We start from the raw sequence: 18,493 nt of genomic DNA, 5'->3' as shown, positions 1-18,493 counted from the left end.
CCTTTTTCACGCAACGCTCTTTAGAAGATCCCGGCTGCTTTCCGGCAGTCAAGCGACATCGGCCGAGACCGGGGCCACGATGCGGACCACGGTATCTCCGGGCAGGATCATCGCGGTGCGGTGGGTGATCGCGATAACGGTGACGCGGTCGGAGATCTCGCGGAGATGCTGGAGAATATCCTGCTCGGTCGCTGCGTCCAGCGCCGAACTGGCCTCGTCGAGAAACAGGATGTCGGGATCGCCGTAAAGCGCGCGGGCAATGGCGATTCGCTGGCGCTCGCCGCCCGAGAGCTTTAGTCCGCGTTCTCCCACCGGCGTCTCGAAGCCGTCCGGCAATGCGTCGATCGTGTCGAGGATCGCTGCCTGCGACACGGCGCGGCGCAGGCGTTCAGGGTCGAGCGAGCGGCCAAGTGCGATGTTGACGGCGAGCGTGTCGTTCAGCAGCATGATATCCTGCGGCACCACGGCGATGCGGGCGTACCAGTCGGCGCGGTCGAGGCTGGAGAGCGGCCTGCCGTCGACGGTGATGGTGCCCCGCTGCGGCTCCAGCGATTTCAGCGCCAGCCGGAAGACGGTCGATTTCCCGGCGCCGGTTTCGCCGGTCAGGGCGGTGATGCCGCCGCGCGTGGCGGTGAAGCTGATGTTATGGACGCCGCGCCCATTGTCGTAGCGATAGGACACCGCGTCGAAACGCACCGTTCCCGTGGGGAGATGCAGAGGCTCGCCCGACAGGGTGACGCTCTCCTCCGGCGCCATCCACAGCGTCCGCATCGGCGCAAGATTGCCACGCGAGATCGCAATTTCGTTGATCATGTGACCGATGGCCTCGAATGGCTGGTTGAGTTGCAGCAGAAGGGCGTTGAAAAGAACGATATCGCCGACCGAAATCGCGCCGGCCCGCATGCGCGGCATGAGGATGAGGAAGGTGACGGCCATCTGGATCGTAAGCGCTCCTGCCTGAAGACTGGTTATGCCGATGCGGACGAGGCAGTAGGCCCGCCAGTTCTCGAACACGTCGCGCGCCTTGTTCCGGAAGATGGTCCGCAGCCAGCCATGAGCGCCGAAATGGCGCAGGGTCTCCATGCCGTTCATGGCATTGCCGATGAAGCGGGCATTGTCCTGCCCGGCCGCGATGGCCCGTTCGAAATAGACTCGTGTACGACGGTTAGAGATGACGGCGAGCAGCACATAGACGATGCCGTAAGCCGTGACCACGCCGACGATATCGAGGCTGACCGTTGCGCCCAGTAGCGCCAGGGTGAGGACGATCTGCACGACACCGGGGATTAGCAGTGCCAGCGCCAGATGCACCAGAATGAGCAGCGCATCCTGGCCCCGCTGACCGGCGCTTTCTATCTCTACCGAATTATGCTCGACGAAAAACGGGGCCGTCTTGTGCAGCAGTCGTCCGAAGAAGACGGTGGACGCGATGAGGCCGAGGCTCTCCGTGCAAACCTGCGCCAGATAGATCTGCGCGGTTGAAAGTGCCGTCGAAATGCCGAGCAGCAGGGCATAGGCAAGGAGCCCGTAAACCAGCGCTTCCGGCACGCCGCCGCCTGCCAGGCGATTGATGGAGCGGGAAAAAAGATAGGGTGCTGCGACAGTGGAGATCGAGGCTGCGACCACGAGCGCCGCGACCAGAAACAGCGTCAGCCGCGATGCGCGCCAGAAATCGATGAGAAGACTGCGCACAAGCGCGGGCGGTGAGGACGACATCAGATGCTCCGAGGCTTCGGAGCGCAAGTATTAGATGATTCTTATGATCCAAGAAGTGCCGTAACCGCTTTTCACGACAAAGCCCGGCGCGATTTCGCGGCCGGGCTTTCTGCGCGTTTTAGACCCGGCCTTACTTCGGCAGGGTGTAGGCGATGATGTAGTCGCCGGGTTTGGTGCCGACCGAGCCATGGCCGCCCGCGACGATCACGACATACTGGGTGCCGTCCTGGGTGCTGTAGGTCATCGGCGTGGACTGGCCGCCGGCCGGCAGGCGGCCGCGCCAGAGTTCGCGGCCGTTCGAGAGATCGTAGGCGCGCAGGTAGTTGTCGACCGCCGCGCCGAGGAAGGCGACGCCGCCCTTGGTGATCATCGGGCCGCCGATGCCGGGAACGCCGACCTTGAAGGGCAGGGGCAGCGGCGTCATGTCGTAGACCGTGCCGTTGCGGTGCTTGTAGGCGATGTCGCCGGTCTTCAGGTCCACGCCCGCGACATAGCCCCAGGGCGGCGCCTGGCAGGGAATGCCGAGCGGCCCGAGGAACGGTCCCATGAACACGCCATAGGGCGCGCCGTCGTTGCGGTTGAGGCCCTGCTCGCTGCCCTTCTGGTCCTGACCCTTCGGCGGAACCTGATCCCGCGGCACGAGCTGCGAGGTGAAGGCAAGATAGGTGGGCATGCCGAACATCAGCTGCTTTTCCGGATCGACCGCGACGGACCCCCAGTTGAAGGTGCCAAAATTGCCCGGATAGATCAGCGATCCCTCGAGCGACGGCGGCGTGTAGCGGCCTTCATAGCGCAGCCGCTCGAACTGGATGCGGCAGGCGAGCTGGTCGAACATGCTCACGCCCCACATGTTCTTGTCCGTCAGCGGCGGCGGCGAGAAGGTCAGGTCGGAGATCGGCTGGGTCGGTGCCGTGAAATCTTCCGGGATCGCGCCGGAGGGCGCGGGGATTTCCTTCACGGGGATGATCGGCTCGCCGGTGCGCCGGTCGAGCACGTAGAGATCGCCCTGCTTGGTCGGGCCGACCAGCGCCGGACGACCGTCGATGTCGAGCAGCACGGGCTGGGCGGGAACGTCCATGTCCCAGAGATCGTGATGCACGGTCTGGCGGACCCAGCGCAGCTGTCCGCTGTTGATGTCGAGCGCGACGATGGAGGAGGAGAACTTCTCCACGTTCTCGCTGCGGTTCATGCCGAGCTGGTCGGGCACCTGGTTGCCGAGCGGGATGTAGACGAGGCCGAGCGCCTCGTCATAGGAGAACACCGACCAGCTGTTGGGCGAGTTGGTCGTGTAGTGCTGGCCTTCCGGCAGCGGCGCGGTCGCGTCCGGGTTGCCGCTGTCAAAGTTCCAGATCAGCGCGCCGGTGTTGACGTCGAAGGCGCGGATGACGCCCGACTGTTCCTGCGTCGAATAGTTGTCGTTGACGGCGCCGCCGATGATGATCTTGTTGCCGGTGATGACGGGCGGCGAGGTCGAGTAATAGTAGCCGGCCGGCTGGTAGCGCATGCCGCTTTCCAGATGCAGCGTGCCCTGGTCGGCAAAGCCGGTGCAGACCTGGCCGTTCTCGGCGTCGAGCGCGATCAGGCGGGCGTCTGAGGTGGGCAGGTAGACGCGGGAGGCGCAAGCGCTGCCCGGGGCAGCGGCTGCGTCCTTGTAGTAGCTGACGCCGCGGCAGGTCTGGTGCTGCCGGTCCGGGTTCATGCCGGAATTGCTGTCGAACTTCCACTTTTCCTTGCCGGTCGCAGCATCGATGGCGATCGCCCAGTTGTGCGGGGTGCAGACATAGAGCGTCTCGCCGATCTTGAGCGGCGTCACCTGATAGGTCGTTTCGCCGACGTCTTCCGGCCGCTTCACGTCGCCCGTCTGGTAGCGCCAGGCTTCCTTCAGGTCCGAGACGTTGGCCGTGGTGATCTGGGCGAGCGGCGAATAGCGCTGGCCATATTGCGTGCGCCCATACTGGTGCCATTCGCCGTCCGGCACGTTGCCGCCGAGGGCTGGTGTCGCATTGGCGACCGTGGTCGGCAGGGTGCCGGCCATGTCGAGCGGATCCTGCGTCATCGAGTAGACCGCGACGGCCACCGACAGGACGACGGCGATGCCGAGCGGCCAGCCGCTCGCGCGGTACACGTGGCCCGTCGGGCTGGTGAAGCCGAGCGGCTTGCGGATGGACGGCAGCAGCAGCCAGAGGCCGAGCAGGATGACGACGCCGCCGCGCGGGCCGAGCTGCCACCAGTCGAAACCGACCTCCCATAGGGCCCAGCCGAGCGTGGCGAGAATGAACACCGCGTAGACGGTCAGCGCCGAGGATCTGTGGCGCGACAGGAGGATGGCCGTCGCGAGAAAGGCCAAGCCGGCCAGCACGTAGTACCAGCTGCCGCCGAGAACGGCGAGCCAGGCCCCGAAGCCGGCGAGCCCCAGTCCTATCAGCGCAAAAAGGACAGACGTAAACATGATCATGGAAGGGACTCCCGGCGCCGCGAAGGGCGCCCCGTCAATTTCGATAAAGGGAGACCGGTGGAGATCCGGACCCGTCATGGCGAAATTAGGGCAGCCCAGAGCCGGGTCAATGCCGCAACGCACAATCGATGGACAGGTTCCCCATGGCGTCGGCGCAACGAACGGGGGGAACCCGCGGACGCGTGGGCAGCACGTATCCTCTCCCGGAAAGCCGGGCGAGGGTGGCCATCTCGGAGCACAGCGTGTGTCCGATGCGTACGATCTCAGGTCCCGCAGAACGTCCGCAGCACCTCTTCGCCCGGGGCCGGAGGCTCGGCATAGGCCTCCCGTTCGGGCTGCGCGTCGTAGGGACGGGCGAGCACCTGCATCAGGGTATCGAACGGCGCGAAATCGGCGTCCGTCTGGGCGGCGGCGATCGCCTGCTCGATCCGGTGGTTGCGGGGTATGAAGGCCGGGTTGACGGCGCGCATCGCCGCGGCGATGTCGGCGGGGCCCCGGTGCTCGGCGGCGATCCGGCGACGCCAGCGGTCGAGCCAGAGGCTGGTGCTCGCCGGCGTGCGAAACCGTTCGGTAAATCGGTTTTCCGCCGCCGGGTCGGCCGCGACGTCGGCCAGCCGCCGAAAGGTGAGCGTGAAATCGGCCTCTTCCGCGTGCATCAGCGTCAGCAGGTCCTGGACGAGGTCGAGATCGCCGCCCTCGCTGGTAGACAGGCCGAGCTTGGCGCGCATGGCGGTCATCCAGTGATGCTGGAACCGCTCGCCATACTGTTTCAGCACGCCGTTCGCCGCGGTGACCGCGGCCTCCTCGTCGGTGTCGAGCAGCGGCAGCAGGGTTTCGGCGAGGCGGGCGAGGTTCCATTGTCCGATGCCGGGCTGGGCGGCATAGGCATAGCGGCCGTTGCGGTCGATGGAGGAGAACACCTTGGCCGGATCATAGGCGTCCAGAAAGGCGCAGGGGCCGAAATCGATGGTCTCGCCCGAGATCGCGACATTGTCGGTGTTCATCACGCCGTGGATGAAGCCGATCGACAGCCAGCGGGCAATCAGCGCGGCCTGACGGTCGGCAAAGGCGAGGAGAAAGGCGAGATACGGCTGTGGATCGTCCGCAAGCGCGGGGTAATGCCGCGATATCGCATAGTCGGCAAGCCGCTTGACGCCGGCCTGGTCGTCACGCGCGGCATGAAACTGGAACGTGCCCACCCGGATATGGCTGGCGGCCACACGCGTCAGCACGGCGCCGGGCTGCACGGTCTCGCGGTAGACCGGTTCGCCGGTGACGACGGCTGCGAGCGCCCGGGTCGTCGGCAGGCCGAGCGCATGCATGGCCTCGCTGACGATGTACTCGCGCAGCACGGGCCCGAGTGCCGCGCGCCCGTCGCCGCGGCGCGAATAGGGCGTGGGACCCGCACCCTTCAGCTGGATGTCGCGGCGCCGACCGTCGCGGTCCACGACTTCGCCGAGCAGAATGGCCCGGCCATCCCCGAGCTGCGGGTTGAAGCCGCCGAACTGGTGGCCGGAATAGGCCATGGCGAGCGGCTGCGCGCCGGGCAGATGCGCATTGCCGGAAAAGATCGCCGCACCCTCGGCCTCGAGCGTCGCGACGTCGAGCCCGAGCTCTTCGCCAAGCGCCCGGTTGAAGCGGATCAGCATCGGCGCTTCGACCGGCGTCGGATCGACATGGGTGAAGAAACTGTCCGGCAGCCGGGCATAGCTGTTGTCGAAGGGGATGGGCGCCGCTTCCACCCGCGTTGTGCTTGTTGCCGCCATCATCGCCTCCGCGTCGTGTCTGATCCGTCATCCTCGGTCCGGTCGCAGGGCCGAGCTTTGTAGATAGGGTGCGGGGCAGCGCGCTGAAAGGGTCGTCGGGCCTTGCTTGTCGCGTCGGGCAAGCGAACGCGAGGGTCTAAGGCACGATCGCGTCTGCGCAGACCCGGGGGTCAAACCTCGACGAAAGCCTCCCGCGTCAGTCGGGTTCGGTCGCCCTCGAAGGCAAGAGCGTCCAGGCCGCGCGCAAGACTTGTCGCGGCAATCTCGCGGGCGATCGTGTGCAGGCGTCCGCCGGGCAGGCGGGCGAGCGCGCGCAGGCATTTCTGCAGGCGGATGCCGATTTCGGGATTGTCGGCGCCATCGCGGGCGATGGGCAGGAACGCATCCTCGAACATGTCGCGCAGGGTCAGAGGGGGAACGTGCACGCGGGGGAAGTCCGGCGTCTCGCGCCGATGGTCCGCCCGCGGCTCGACCGCGAAGACCTCGACCATCGTCGTCATGACGTCGATGGCGGTTCCCGGATCGTTGATGGCCGGCGACAGCGCACGGGAGGCGATCTCGGCGAGGACGATCAGGCCGAAACGGGGATCCTGCTCGAAGGTGCGGCGTGCGCCGATGGTCAGCGCCGCGAGCAGCGCCTCCTGCGCCGCCGCATCGAGCCTGCCGCCCGATCGCGGCCGGACAAACAGCACGGGCGTTCCCGGCGCGCAGAAGCTGCCCGTCCGCGCGGCCAGATGCAGATCGAGATCGCCCGCCTCGGCAAGCGCCTGCAGGCGCGGCATGTCGATATGCTGGAGATATCCGACCGTCGCGGGCGAGACCGGCACGGCCCCGGGTGGGCCGCTTCCGGGCCCCGCGCCGGGCGTGAGGACGGAAAGGGGCGCGCCGCCGAGGAGCGGATCCTCGAGATGATCGCGCATGGCCGAGATCGCCGCGGTCTTCACGCGGTCGATCGTCTCGCTGACGCGCCCGAGGGTCGAAAGGTGATCGATCCAGCGCAACAGCGTCAGCACGATCACGGCGATGACGCCGAGCGTGACGACGAACAGCACGAGCCGCCCGCCGCCGCCATAAAGGCCGGCATGCAGCCCGATCAGTCCGACCAGCGAAAACAGGAAGGTGCCGAGAAAGGTCGAGAGCGCCCGCTGCGCCGTGGTGTCCTCGAGCAGCAGGCTTGTTGCGCGCGGGGTTGCGCCGCTGGCGGCGGCCGACGTCGCGGCCACCAGCGTCGAAAGCGAGAAGGTGGTGACCGCGAGCATGCTGGAGGCGATGATGCTGAGGATGGGATCGACCGCATCCGCCCCGAAGGCCTTCGTCATCTCCTGCGGGATGAACGGCCCAAGCAGCACGGCGACCAGCGCCGTCGCGACGCCCGCGAGGCAATAGAGCGTCGCCCGCACCCACAGCCGCCGCGACAGCCGCACCACCTGCCAGAGACGTTTCGACCTGAGCATGAGATCCCCTGAACCGGCGACCGGGATTGCCGCCGCCACGGGGATGATAGGGCGCGGCGGCCTTTTTTCGACAGCGGACGTGAGTCCGGCGGCAGGATCCGGACGACGGGGTGCGGCCGTCGTCCGCCCTCTACATCTTTCGCGCCACCTTGATCGCGAAGGCGTATTCGAAGGCGATTTCCTCCAGGCGCTGGAAGCGGCCGGAGGCGCCGCCGTGGCCGGCGCCCATATTGGTCTTCAAGAGGATTGGCTGGTCGCCGGTGGTCGTCTCCCGCAGCTTCGCCACCCACTTGGTCGGCTCCCAATAGGTCACGCGGGGGTCGGTGAGCCCGGACAGGGCCAGCAAAGCGGGGTAAGGCTTCGCCGCCACATTGTCGTAGGGCGAATAGCTGGCGATGTGGTGATAGGCGGCCTCGTCCTCGATCGGATTGCCCCATTCCGGCCATTCCGGCGGGGTTAGCGGCAGGGTGTCGTCGAGCATGGTGTTCAGCACGTCCACGAAGGGCACGGCCGCGATGATGCCGCCGAATTTGTCCGGCGCCATGTTTGCGACCGCCCCCATCAGCATGCCGCCGGCCGATCCGCCCTCGGCGACGATGTTCGCGTACGACGTGAAGCGCTCCTTGTCGAGATAATCGGCCGCGGCGATGAAGTCCTTGAACGTGTTGGTCTTCTTCTCCATCTTGCCGTCTTCGTACCAGGCGAACCCCTTGTCCTTGCCGCCGCGGATATGGGCGATGGCATAGACGAAGCCGCGATCGACCAGCGACAGGCAATTCGTGTTGAACGAGGCCGGAATGGAGATGCCATAGGCGCCGTAGCCATAGAGCAGGCACGGGGCGGAGCCGTCGAGCGGTGTGTCGCGGCGATAGAGCAGCGTCACCGGTACGGACGCGCCGTCGTGCGAGGGCGCAAACACCCGGCGCGTCACATAATCTTCGGGGTCGTGACCGGAGGGCACCTCCTGCGTCTTCAGGAGCGTGCGTGCACGCGTCGTCATGTCGTAGTCGTAGAGCTGGCTCGGCGTCGTCATGGACGAATAGGAAAAGCGGATGACGTCGGTGTCGTATTCGCCGGCACCCGACAGCCCGAGCGAGAAAGCCTCTTCGGCAAAGGCGATCGCATGTTCCTCGCCGGTGCGCCGGTCGCGGATCTTGATCTGCGGCAGGCCGTTCTCGCGCTCCAGCCAGACGAGATGGCGGGCGAAGGCCATGTGGTTGAGGATCAGCCGGCCCGGCGTGTGCGGCACCACCTCGCGCCAGTTTTCCCGCTCGAGGCGGTCGAACGGCGTTTCCATGATCTTGAAATCCTTGGCGCCGTCCGCGTTCGTCAGGATGTAGAAGACGTCGCCGCCCTCCGTCAGGGCGTATTCGAGCCCGGTTTCGCGCGCCGCGACGAGCTTGGGCGTGGCCTGAAGGTCCGAGGTCGGGATCAGCAGGTATTCGCTGGTCTCGTGGTCGTGGATGTCGATGTAGATGACGTCGTCGAGCATCGAGGCGCCGACGCCCATGAAGAAACCGGCATCCTCTTCCTCGTAGACCAGCCGGTCTGCTTCCTGCGCCGTTCCCACGACATGGTGGAAGATCTTCGACGGACGGTGGTTCTCGTCGAGCACGGTGTAGAAGAAGCTGCGGCCGTCGGGCGCCCAGGCGCCGCCGCCGCCGGTGTTTGCGACCACGTCGTCGAGGTCGGCCCCGGTCGAGAGATCGCGGACCCGCAGCGTGAAATATTCCGAGCCCTTGTCGTCATAGCCCCAGATGCCGAGCGAATGGTCGGTGCAGTGGTCGAGGCCCGACAGGCGGAAATAGTCCTTGCCCGCGGCCTCCTTGTCGCCGTCGAGCAGCACGATGCGCTGACCGCCGTCACGCGGTTCGCGGAAATAGCGCGGCTGCTCGCCGCCCGTCACGAAGGACGTGCCGTAGGCAAAGGGTCCGTCCTTCATCGGCACCGAACTGTCGTCTTCCTTGATGCGCCCCTTCATCTCGGCAAACAGCGTCTTCTGCAGCGCCTCGGTGTCGGCCATCGCGGCCTTCATATAGGCGTTCTCGGCCTCCAGATGGGCGCGGATCTCCGGATCGAGAATGGAGGTATCCTTGAACATCTGCTGCCAGTTGTCGGCGCGCAGCCAGGCATAATCGTCGGTGCGCGTGATGCCGTGCCGGGTGTCGCCCCGCGGCTTTTTCGGCGCGACGGGCGGGGCGGGCAGGTCGGAAAATACGGGGGTCTGGTCGGACAAGGCGATCTCCGGGGGGTTGGAGAACGCTTTCCGGCACGGCCGGAAAGGCTCTGGGGTGCCCCGGACATAGATGCCGCAGCCGGCGCATTCAAGCGGCAAAGCGCGGGACAGTTTGCCGCGACGGAATGCGCGGCCTCACGGCGACGCATGGGCTGACGCCGGCGCGCGCCAGCGCGACGCGAGTGCTGCCACCGCGTAATCGATGAAGGCGCGGATCTTCGGGGTGGCGCTATGGCGGTCGAGCATGCAGGCATAGAAGGTGAACGGCGTATGCGCCGCGATGGCGTCGTGGCCGGCGCTGCTGCCGTTACTTGCGCTGATGCCCTGGCTTGCGCTGCTCCCGTGGCGCGCCTGCGCCGCGGCTTTGCCGAACAGCGGCACCACGAGGCCCTTGGCGATCAGGTCGTCGGCGATGAACGCGCCGAGACGGGCGATGCCGGCCCCGGCCAACACCATCGAGGTCAGCGTGTCGATGTCGTTGCTGACGATCCGGGGCTTGAGGTCGGGCTCGTAGAGCGAGCCGTCGCGCAGAAAGGTCCAGCGGAACAGGCGGCCGTGGGTCGCCAGCCGGTAGATCAGGCAATCATGGTGCACGAGATCCTCCGGCATCTGCGGGTGGCCGCGCCGGGCGAGATAGTCGGGCGCCGCGCAGATGATCATCGGCACGGTGGCGAGCCTGCGGGCGATCAGTGAGGGCTCCAGCTGTTCGGCAAAGCGCACGCTGATGTCGATGCCCTCCGCGATATGGTCGACGGCCCTGTCGGTGATGACGAGCTCGACGGAGAGCTGCGGGTGGAGGCTGGCAAAGCCCGGAACGAGCGGCGCGATGACATGGCGTCCGAAGGCGACCGACGCCGAGATGGTAAGCCGGCCGCGCGGCATATCGTTGAGCGCGGAAACGGCGGTCGCCGCGGCCTCCAGTTCGTGCACCACGTGGCGGACCCGCGCGAAATAGACCTCTCCGCTGTCCGTCAGCCCCAGCCGTCGGGTCGTGCGCTGCAGCAGGCGCACGCCGAGGTCGCGCTCCAGCCGCGCGATGTTCTGGCTGGCCGCCGCCGCGCTAATGCCGAGGTGCCGGGCGGCCGCGGCGATGCTGCCCATCTCGACGCTGCGCACGAAACTCTCGATCCCGCGAAGGCTATCCATAGCTCTGCCCTCTGTCGTTCGCACCCATTCGAAAGTTTTGCTTCAGATTGATGAAGCCTGCAAGCCTCTCATCAAGGATCGCCGAACGGCGTAGGACAGGGGTAGAGGCATTCGAACGACGAACGACAGGAGACGTCATGTCCACCGCATCCACACCCACCGCATCCACGCCCGCCGCATCCACCCCCGCTGCCACGCCGGCCGTACCGGCCTCCGCCACGTCAACGCCGAACCCACCGAGCAAGTTGCCGGGCGGGTTGCCGAAAGCCGGGCTGCCGCCGGTCCTGACGCCCTATGCCTTCGCCTTCTTCATGGCGGGCATCATGGCCTTCATCATGTGCTGGATCATCGTGTCGGCCAATAGCGGCATCGATGCCGGCCTGCCGCGGCGCGTGTTCTCCGCCTATGCGATCGCCATGCCGGCCGCCTTCGTCAGCGTGCTGATCGTCCGCCCGGTCGCGCTCCGGCTCACCTCTCTCGTCATCCGGCGGGCCGGCTGACGCGGGTCACGTCGACAGCGTCAGGCCGATGCCGAAGGGGTCGGTGAGGGAGACGCTGTCGCCATGGCGCGTGGTGGGAATCTCCAGCCGGTCGAGCGCGGCAAGCGCCGTCTGGAGCGCCGTCCCGTCGGTGAAGCGCAGCGTGTAGGTGCCGAGACCCGTCATGTCGGCGGACCGACGGGGCGCATCGCGCGTGTTCCAGACATTGGCGGCGAGGTGATGATGGTAGCGGCCGGTCGAAAAGAAGCTCGCGCCGGGATAGGTCGAGATGATGTCGAGCCCCAGCACGTCCCGGAAGAAGCCGTTGGCAGCCGGGAGGTCGGAGACCTGCAGATGGAGGTGGCCGAGCGCCGTTCCCGGCTCCATCCCGGCCCACCCTGCACCGCCCCCGCTTGCCGGGCCGGGTCCAAGCGCCAGGCCCTCGGCATAGAGCGACTGGAGATCGAGCGGCCGCGTCGCCATCTTCACCATGCCGTCGGGCAGGGTCGTCCAGTCGGCGCGGGGCCGGTCGCGATAGATCTCGATGCCGTTGCCTTCAGGATCCGCCAGATAGATCGCCTCGCTGACCAGATGGTCGGAGGCGCCGTCGAGCGCCACCTGCTGGCGGGCGGCATGGACGAGCCAGCGCGCCAGTGCCGGCCGATCCGGCACCAGGAAGGCCGTATGGAACAGGCCCGGCGCGTTGCGCGGCGCAAGCGCGGCATGGTTGGAGGTGGTGAGCGTCAGGAGCGGCCGGCCGCCGACGCCGAGCGTCTCGCCGCTCGGCCGCCGCTCCATCACGCGCAGCCCCATGACGGCTTGATACCAGGACGACACGAGCGGCAGGTCGCGCACCACCAGCCGGGCATGATCGACGAAGGCCGGCATGGACAGCGGGTGTTCGGGCCCGGGATGCGGCAGTGCGCCGTGTTCGGATGAGGCGGATGAGGCAAGGGTCATGTCGGTCGCTCCGGCAGAAAGGGGCAGGGATCGGAGCCCCGGACCGTGCCGCGCCCGTTCTCGCTCTCCCCGTTGGCCCCGTTGGCGATGTCGTCGTCGGTGGCTATGTCTAAGTCGATGTTGGTGCGGACTATGCACCGCCCCGGGCGCTTGCGAAATGCGCGGGATCGGCGAAGGATCGTCGCGGCGGCGTTGACAATCCCGCTTTGTCACGCTCGTCGACGATCTCTTCACGGCCGCCACGCTCCTGCCTGCATCCGCCGCCATGGTCGATTCGTCACAACAAAGCAGCGGCGGGCCGCGCAAAGGGGCTCGCCAAACGGGCGGCGCATGCGTAGCCTGACGCCGGGAACGATCGGGAGACGAAGCGCGCGTGGAGATCAAGGGCATCAAGTGGAATTACGACCGGACCGAAATGATCGCGGACGGCATCGTCCATGGGATCGGCCTTGCCTGCGCGGTCGTCGGGGTCACGATCCTGCTCGTCCATGCCGGTGCGGCGAGCACCGCCGGGCAGATCGCTGCAGCCGCGATCTACGGCGCAGGCCTTGTTGCCACCCTGTCGATCTCCTTCGTCTACAACATGTGGCCGGTCTCCCGCACCAAATGGCTGCTGCGTCGGTTCGATCATTCCTCAATCTTCGTCCTGATCGCGGCGACCTATACGCCCTTCCTGCAAAGCGGCTGGGATGATCCGTTCCTGGCGGTGATGCTGTTCGGCATCTGGCTGATCGCCGCGCTCGGCGTTGCGCTCAAATGCCTGTTTCCCGGCCGCTACGACCGGCTGGCGATCGTGCTCTATCTCGCCATGGGCTGGAGCGGGGTGCTGGCCGTCGGGCCGCTGCTGGCCACGCTGAACGGAGCGACCATGCTGCTCATTCTGGTCGGCGGCATTCTCTACTCCGCCGGCGTCATCTTCCATGTCTGGGAGCGCCTGCGCTTCCAGAATGCGATCTGGCACGGCTTCGTCGTGACCGCCGCCGCCGTGCATTTCTCGGCCGTCTTTTCCGTGATCGGCAACGGCGCCGCCTGAAGCGCGTTGCGTGAAAAAGGATTCACGCAACGCGCTTCAAGGTCTTGTTTTGATGCAGGTCGTTTCCCGCAACGGCTGCACATTTTCGGGCGACGTGCATGAGGGCGCCGTGCTGGATGACGTGCTTTCCGCCGTCGGCATCAAGTCAGCCAACGAGCCAGCGAACTGGCCAGCCCTCAAGCTAGCCCTCAGGCCGGGTCGAACGTCAGCGCCACGCCGTTCATGCAGTAGCGCAGGCCGGTCGGGGCCGGGCCGTCCGGAAACACGTGGCCGAGATGCGCGTCGCAATCGGCGCATTTCACCTCCGTCCGCGTCATCCCGTAGGAGCGGTCCGTCACCTGCGTCACCGCGTTCGGATCGACCGGCTGGAAGAAGCTCGGCCAGCCCGTGCCGGAATCGAACTTCGTGCGGGCGTCGTAGAGCGCATTGCCGCAGCACACGCACCGGTAGGTTCCGGGCTTGCCGAGCGCGAAGTCCGGGCTGGAAAAGGCCCGCTCCGTTCCGTGCTGGCGGGTGACGCGGTACTGGTCGGGCGTCAGCTGGGCGCGCCATTCGGCATCGCTTTTCACGACCTTCGGGCCGGTGGCTTCATCCTGTCCGGCGGCATTCGGGTGATGTTCGCGCATCGCGTGCTCCTCATCTTCACATCTGGCCTTTCGGCGTCGGGCTTCATATAGGAACGCCGCACGGTCTGGCCAAGGCTGGCGCGCCCGGAGCGTATGCGACCGAGACCGGAGCGTTGCCGGATTGGGTGCACACCACGCTCTGCATAGTAACCGTCGCTGATACACCCGCCCCGAATCGGAGACAGAATCAGCGGTTGCAGAGGATTTACGCGTTTGTCGAAGGTGGACGCGCAGAACTTGCCGCCCCGCGCGCGTGTTGATAGATAAAAACGCACATATATACGGTGATTGCTTCGGGTAACTGCGATGCCGATGCGGAATTTCGTCATCAAGTCTTGCGACTATTGAAAAACGTGTTTGACATTTTTGGGGTGAATGTTATTCGAATATCAGCAAAGTGTCTGAGACTGAACATACTGCAGGATGCCGCCGCCACAATAATTCGACAGAATTGGGTCGTCTTTCCCAGGGTCTGTCAAGAGATGCGACGGGACATGCAAAAGCTTCAAGCAAGTAACTCGGTCGTTCCCTTGTGATGCCATCGCCCCGGTTTGCGCCGGAATCGATGGCGTCTCCGTGGGAAAAATTGGTACTTTTAGTGCACGCGCCTGCGGATCAGCGGGTGAAACGAGAACATCGCCCGAAAGGAGAAAAAAATGAGCGAACAGTTGGCAGGACAGGGTGCAACCGGGCACAGTGCGGCAGGGCATGGCCTGGCAGGACACGGCAGCGATCTGCTGGTGGAATTGACCGCCGAAATCGTCGCAGCCTATGTCAGCAATCATGTCGTGCCGGTCTCGGAACTGCCGACGCTGATCGGCGACGTGCACAATGCGCTGAACAATACGGGCGCGCCGGCCCCGGTCGCGGCGGCTGTCGAAAAGCCGAAGCCTGCCGTTTCCGTGCGCAAGTCGGTGCAGGACGGACAGATCACCTGCCTGGAATGCGGCGGGAACTTCAAGTCGCTGAAGCGCCACCTGATGACGCACCACACGCTGTCGCCCGAAGACTATCGCGAAAAGTGGGAACTTCCGCAGGATTATCCGATGGTCGCCCCGGCCTATGCCGAAGCGCGCTCGCGCCTTGCCCGCGAAATGGGTCTCGGCCAGCGCCGCAAGCGCGCCGCCAAGTAAGACATCCGGCGGATCGGCGCGAACGGTCGGGTCTTCGCCCGCCAGTGCCCGCCATTGCCTGACCGTTCCCGCGACTGCCCGGGCGTCTTGCGCCGGATGCAGGCGCGGCGGGGGCGCAGGACCGCCATCTCAGCCATCGTCGGACGCTCTGTCGCGCCGGGTCGGATCCTTTCCGGCCCGGCTTTTTCGCGTCTGGACCGACGTTGCTTATGCGCAAGCGCGAATAAGGAAAAAATGCCTATATGATTCAGTGGGCTACGCGAAAGCTTGCTTCGCTCGCCAGAAAGTTGTAGTCGACATGTAGCGCTCGCGGCTCGTTCGGCATAGGGTATATGAAATTATTCCTATGACGGAGACCTGCGATGACCATGCCCCATGCACCTGCCGGACCCTCTACACCCCTATCCATTTTCCCCTCGACCATTCTCGCCAGCTCTCCCTCACGCCTCCTGCGGGATCCACCCTCCGTACGGTTCGCCCGGGTCGAGGCGCTCCCCCTTGAACAGGCGGTGCATCTCCTTCAGCCGGTGCCGACACGCGCGCCCGAATGCAAGGCGATCCCGGCCGGTGCGCCTCTCGGGATCCGGGCCGGGTCGGAACCGTCGGACGCCGCTCCGTTCTCCCGGATTTCCGGTCTTCCCGATAGCGGTGCGCCGGATCCGCGGGCGCAGGCCCGCTGCCGGATGGTGGCGGAAGTGGTCGAGGAACTGACCATGATGGTTGGCGACCGCCCGCAATTGCGGCGCGACCGCCGGCGCATGATGGTGCATGTGCGCCAGATCGCGATGTATGTCAGCCATGTCGTGCTGCAGGTGACCATGACCGATATCGGGCTCGCCTTCGGACGGGATCGCTCGACCGTCAGCTATTCCTGCCATGTGGTGGAGGATCGGCGCGACGACGCGGACTTCGACGCTTTCGTCTCCGTCATCGAGCGCGTGATCGGCGCCGTCTTTCCGCCCGCCGCCATCGCCGACCAGAGGAACGGAACATGACCGGCGGCGCGAACGACGCCGCAGACGGTCGCGCCGGCCTCGTCCGTCTCGTTCGCCATCTCCTCGGGGACCGTCGGGACAGGCGGGAGCGGGCGATGGCGGACGACGCCGATCCGGGCATGGCGCGGTTCACGATCGCGGCAGAGGGAGCGGAGCTCGTCGTCACCCGGCCGGACGGCGCGACCCGTGCGGTGCCCCCGGCCGCCTTGGGCCGCGCCGTTGCGCTCGGCCTCGTCGGCGGGCCGGACAAGGCCGGTTACTATCGCCTGCTTCCGCCCGCCGTGGCGTTTCTCAAGCGGGCGCTCGCCGATCCGCAGGACGCCTTTGCCGGCCAGCACCGGCACATGGCGTCCGCGTCGGTGGAGACCGCAGCCGGCCGGCAGGCGGTCGAGATCAACCTTGCCGAATCCCCGCTCGCCCATATCGGCCGGTTGAAGGAAAAGTCCGGCCGGCCGTTCCTGCCGCCGGAAGCCCTGGAGGCCGGCCAGCGCCTGCACCGCGATTTCACCCGCGCTCAGCTGCAGCCGCGCATGACCATGGCGTACGAACCGCGGCTTTCGACACGGACGAAGGGAAGCGGCGGCGGGGGCGAGATCGCCGACAGCGCGCTGGCTGCGCGAAGCCGGGTGGCGTGCGCGCTGGAGGCGATCGGCCCGGAACTCTGCGGCGTCGCCATCGATGTTTGCGGCTTTGAGAAAGGGCTGGAGACGGTGGAGCGGGAACGCCAGTGGCCGGCGCGCTCGGCCAAGCTCCTGCTGCGCGCCGCGCTCATGGCGCTCGCCCGCCACTACGCGCCGCCGCCGCCCGCACAGACGCGCCGCACCCATGCCTGGGGTGCAGACGGCTTCCGGCCCGATCTTGGAGGCGCAAGAGGGCAAAAGGGATGAGGGACGGCTGGAAGCCGTCATGCGACGCCAGCTGCGGCCGGCTTTGCCCCATGTGCGCCCGGGTGGCGATGCGCTTGGCGGGCGGGGCGCTCGGCGGGCGGGACGCTCAGGCCTTGCGTCGAAGTGCCGCCTGGTCCTGGATACGCTTGACCATGGAGCGCAAGCCGTTGGCGCGCTGGGCGGTGAGAAATTCGATGAGGCCCATCTGGCTGAAAAGGTCGAGCGCGTCGGTCGCCACGATTTCGGAGGCCGTCTTGCCGGAAAAGATCGACAACACGATCGCAACGAGGCCGCGCACGATATGGGCGTCGGACTCGCCCTCGAAGGTGAGGACCGGATCGGCACCGGCCTCCGCATGCGTCACGAGCCAGACCTGGCTGGCGCAACCCTGAACCTTGTTCTCGGCCGTGCGCAGATCGTCCGGCAGGACGGGCAGGGTGCGGCCGAGCTCGATGACATAGCTCATCCTGTCCTGCCAGTCGTCGAGATAGGCGCAATTCTCGAGAATCTCGGAAAGGGGCGTCGGCGTGAAGGCAGCGGCATCGGTCATGCCGTCTCTATAGGGGATCGCACGCGCAATGAGAAGCCGGGTCGCGCGGGCAGACGATGCTGCGACGGTCTGTCTCGGGGGAGGGCCAAGGTCAGGGCCCAGGGTCAGGGGGCCACGGTCAGGGGACACGGGTGCCGTTTCCGGCCACAGGGTCCGGTGATCGGCACCGAGCCTCTCAGGAGGCGCGATGCGGCTTCGGCGGGATGCGCTTTTCCGGCACAGGAATGCGGGTGAAGCCGAGATCTTCGGTCTGCCCGATGTCCCCCTGCACGTTCTCCACAGGGCGCCCGGCGACGGGCGTGTCGGCAACAGATGTCGGGGCCACAGCTGTCGCGGCCGCCGCGGGGAAAGCCTGATCCGGTGCGTGCGCCCGGGCAGCCGGCACGGTTCCCGTCGTCACGCCGTCGCCGCCCGGTGCTGCGGCCTGCGCCGTCTTCTCGTCGGCAAACTGGGTCTCGAGCAGCTGGTAGGCGATGCGGGCGCCGTCCTTGGCGCGGTGGCCGAGCGCGTTGAAGGTTTCCGCACCCTTGGTGCAGACATCGGGCTTCTCAAGGCAGATGGCGCTGATGTAGCCGATCGCCTCGCTGGCGGCGGAGACCGTTTCTCCGATATCGACGCCGGCGGTCGTCCGTGTCTGCGTCTGGGTCGCATCCTCCGTGCCGAAGATCGGCAGCAGGACGAGCACCAGCGAAAACCAGAATGCTGCCTTGATCAGAAACCACATGGTCGACCCCGTTCTTGACGTTCACGCAACTGTCCCGCGCGCCCTGTTCGCATCGTCCGCCGGCGTCCCGTTGCCGGGCCTTGCCGATGCGGTGGACCATGGCGGCTGGACATCACCCTAGAGCGCCTCTTCCAACACGGCTTTGAAAACGAGAACCGTATTTGACGCGATTTTTCGTAAAATTCGATCGATCCGCTTTTGACACGCATTTGAGGGGCATTTGAGCCAATGCCGTTAAGGGTCAAGGCGGTGCCCGGCCCCATGACCCCTGCAAACGCGGCATCCCGCAATAGCACCCGCTGCCACAGTCGTTAAATTAACCCGAAAAACACC

Annotated in this window: 15 protein-coding genes and 1 pseudogene; 6 read left to right on the top strand and 10 right to left on the bottom strand. The window is 66.4% G+C overall.

Going from position 1 to position 18,493, the window contains the following annotated elements; all coding sequences use genetic code 11:
- Nucleotides 1-48: 48 nt before the first annotated feature.
- The 6 genes from ASG25_RS03590 to ASG25_RS03565 form a co-directional block, all read right to left on the bottom strand.
- The gene (locus ASG25_RS03590) at nucleotides 49-1,716 is read right to left on the bottom strand and encodes an ABC transporter ATP-binding protein (RefSeq protein WP_062469327.1); all 1,668 of its coding nucleotides are present in this window, start codon (nucleotides 1,714-1,716) and stop codon (nucleotides 49-51) included.
- A 130-nt stretch (nucleotides 1,717-1,846) separates the two neighbouring features.
- A complete protein-coding gene (locus ASG25_RS03585) occupies nucleotides 1,847-4,171 on the bottom strand; it encodes a glucose/quinate/shikimate family membrane-bound PQQ-dependent dehydrogenase (protein WP_062469324.1) in 2,325 nt (774 codons plus the stop codon).
- Nucleotides 4,172-4,434: 263 nt separating this feature from the next.
- Entirely contained in the window at nucleotides 4,435-5,937 is a 1,503-nt protein-coding gene (locus tag ASG25_RS03580; protein WP_244479339.1) for a protein adenylyltransferase SelO, read from the bottom strand.
- Nucleotides 5,938-6,107: 170 nt separating this feature from the next.
- Complete coding sequence (locus tag ASG25_RS03575) at nucleotides 6,108-7,391, bottom strand: DUF2254 domain-containing protein (RefSeq protein WP_062472064.1); 1,284 nt, start codon at nucleotides 7,389-7,391, stop codon at nucleotides 6,108-6,110.
- Nucleotides 7,392-7,521: 130 nt separating this feature from the next.
- Nucleotides 7,522-9,627 (bottom strand): S9 family peptidase, encoded by a 2,106-nt coding sequence (locus ASG25_RS03570; protein WP_062469319.1) that lies wholly within the window; start codon nucleotides 9,625-9,627, stop codon nucleotides 7,522-7,524.
- Nucleotides 9,628-9,762: 135 nt separating this feature from the next.
- Nucleotides 9,763-10,773, bottom strand: coding sequence for a LysR family transcriptional regulator (locus tag ASG25_RS03565; protein WP_062469315.1), 1,011 nt, complete (start codon nucleotides 10,771-10,773; stop codon nucleotides 9,763-9,765).
- 137 nt (nucleotides 10,774-10,910) lie between these two features.
- Between ASG25_RS03565 and ASG25_RS22105 the strand changes: the two genes are divergently transcribed.
- Nucleotides 10,911-11,273 (top strand): DUF2798 domain-containing protein, encoded by a 363-nt coding sequence (locus tag ASG25_RS22105; protein WP_082475493.1) that lies wholly within the window; start codon nucleotides 10,911-10,913, stop codon nucleotides 11,271-11,273.
- A 6-nt stretch (nucleotides 11,274-11,279) separates the two neighbouring features.
- On the opposite strand, the gene ASG25_RS03555 is transcribed toward ASG25_RS22105, so the two are convergent.
- A complete protein-coding gene (locus ASG25_RS03555; RefSeq protein ID WP_062469312.1) occupies nucleotides 11,280-12,212 on the bottom strand; it encodes a VOC family protein in 933 nt (310 codons plus the stop codon).
- Nucleotides 12,213-12,585: 373 nt separating this feature from the next.
- On the opposite strand from ASG25_RS03555, the gene ASG25_RS03550 reads away from it, so the two are divergent.
- The gene (locus ASG25_RS03550) at nucleotides 12,586-13,245 is read left to right on the top strand and encodes a hemolysin III family protein (RefSeq protein ID WP_062469309.1); all 660 of its coding nucleotides are present in this window, start codon (nucleotides 12,586-12,588) and stop codon (nucleotides 13,243-13,245) included.
- 188 nt (nucleotides 13,246-13,433) lie between these two features.
- On the opposite strand, the gene msrB is transcribed toward ASG25_RS03550, so the two are convergent.
- Complete coding sequence (gene msrB, locus ASG25_RS03545) at nucleotides 13,434-13,871, bottom strand: peptide-methionine (R)-S-oxide reductase MsrB (RefSeq protein ID WP_062469307.1); 438 nt, start codon at nucleotides 13,869-13,871, stop codon at nucleotides 13,434-13,436.
- Between the two features lie 656 nt (nucleotides 13,872-14,527).
- On the opposite strand from msrB, the gene ASG25_RS03540 reads away from it, so the two are divergent.
- The 3 genes from ASG25_RS03540 (at nucleotide 14,528) to ASG25_RS03530 (ending at nucleotide 16,886) form a co-directional block, all read left to right on the top strand.
- A complete protein-coding gene (locus ASG25_RS03540) occupies nucleotides 14,528-15,004 on the top strand; it encodes a MucR family transcriptional regulator (RefSeq protein WP_082475492.1) in 477 nt (158 codons plus the stop codon).
- Nucleotides 15,005-15,366: 362 nt separating this feature from the next.
- Nucleotides 15,367-15,999, top strand: coding sequence for a helix-turn-helix domain-containing protein (locus ASG25_RS23375; RefSeq protein ID WP_244479304.1), 633 nt, complete (start codon nucleotides 15,367-15,369; stop codon nucleotides 15,997-15,999).
- Nucleotides 15,996-16,886: a DUF6456 domain-containing protein gene (locus tag ASG25_RS03530; protein ID WP_062469304.1), complete on the top strand. Its 891-nt coding sequence runs from the start codon at nucleotides 15,996-15,998 to the stop codon at nucleotides 16,884-16,886. The genes ASG25_RS23375 and ASG25_RS03530 overlap by 4 nt, the downstream gene beginning before the upstream one ends.
- 106 nt (nucleotides 16,887-16,992) lie before the next feature.
- Here the strand turns inward: ASG25_RS03530 and ASG25_RS03525 are convergent, their stop codons facing one another.
- Complete coding sequence (locus tag ASG25_RS03525) at nucleotides 16,993-17,436, bottom strand: SufE family protein (RefSeq protein WP_062469301.1); 444 nt, start codon at nucleotides 17,434-17,436, stop codon at nucleotides 16,993-16,995.
- 382 nt (nucleotides 17,437-17,818) lie between these two features.
- Nucleotides 17,819-18,160 (bottom strand): annotated as a pseudogene (locus ASG25_RS23655) (DUF5330 domain-containing protein); the annotation flags it as partial.
- On the opposite strand from ASG25_RS23655, the gene ASG25_RS23595 reads away from it, so the two are divergent.
- Complete coding sequence (locus ASG25_RS23595) at nucleotides 18,159-18,281, top strand: hypothetical protein (RefSeq protein WP_280136445.1); 123 nt, start codon at nucleotides 18,159-18,161, stop codon at nucleotides 18,279-18,281. The pseudogene ASG25_RS23655 and the gene ASG25_RS23595 overlap by 2 nt on opposite strands.
- The last annotated feature ends 212 nt before the right edge of the window (nucleotides 18,282-18,493 follow it).

This window comes from Rhizobium sp. Leaf384, assembly GCF_001424065.1.
Classification (GTDB): Bacteria; Pseudomonadota; Alphaproteobacteria; order Rhizobiales; family Rhizobiaceae; genus Ferranicluibacter.
Note: the sequence above shows the minus strand (reverse complement) of the source record. Positions and strands in the feature narration are given on the sequence as shown.

Excerpts from the sequence above, each read along its gene's own strand:
- ASG25_RS23375 (WP_244479304.1), top strand. The coding sequence starts at position 15,367 with ATGACCATGCCCCATGCACCTGCCGGACCCTCTACACCCCTATCCATT.
- ASG25_RS03530 (WP_062469304.1), top strand. The coding sequence starts at position 15,996 with ATGACCGGCGGCGCGAACGACGCCGCAGACGGTCGCGCCGGCCTCGTC.
- msrB (WP_062469307.1), bottom strand. The coding sequence starts at position 13,871 with ATGCGCGAACATCACCCGAATGCCGCCGGACAGGATGAAGCCACCGGC.
- ASG25_RS23595 (WP_280136445.1), top strand. The coding sequence starts at position 18,159 with ATGGTCGACCCCGTTCTTGACGTTCACGCAACTGTCCCGCGCGCCCTG.
- ASG25_RS03590 (WP_062469327.1), bottom strand. The coding sequence starts at position 1,716 with ATGTCGTCCTCACCGCCCGCGCTTGTGCGCAGTCTTCTCATCGATTTC.
- ASG25_RS03540 (WP_082475492.1), top strand. The coding sequence starts at position 14,528 with ATGAGCGAACAGTTGGCAGGACAGGGTGCAACCGGGCACAGTGCGGCA.
- ASG25_RS22105 (WP_082475493.1), top strand. The coding sequence starts at position 10,911 with ATGTCCACCGCATCCACACCCACCGCATCCACGCCCGCCGCATCCACC.
- ASG25_RS03585 (WP_062469324.1), bottom strand. The coding sequence starts at position 4,171 with ATGATCATGTTTACGTCTGTCCTTTTTGCGCTGATAGGACTGGGGCTC.
- ASG25_RS03565 (WP_062469315.1), bottom strand. The coding sequence starts at position 10,773 with ATGGATAGCCTTCGCGGGATCGAGAGTTTCGTGCGCAGCGTCGAGATG.
- ASG25_RS03555 (WP_062469312.1), bottom strand. The coding sequence starts at position 12,212 with ATGACCCTTGCCTCATCCGCCTCATCCGAACACGGCGCACTGCCGCAT.
- ASG25_RS03575 (WP_062472064.1), bottom strand. The coding sequence starts at position 7,391 with ATGCTCAGGTCGAAACGTCTCTGGCAGGTGGTGCGGCTGTCGCGGCGG.
- ASG25_RS03580 (WP_244479339.1), bottom strand. The coding sequence starts at position 5,937 with ATGGCGGCAACAAGCACAACGCGGGTGGAAGCGGCGCCCATCCCCTTC.
- ASG25_RS03525 (WP_062469301.1), bottom strand. The coding sequence starts at position 17,436 with ATGACCGATGCCGCTGCCTTCACGCCGACGCCCCTTTCCGAGATTCTC.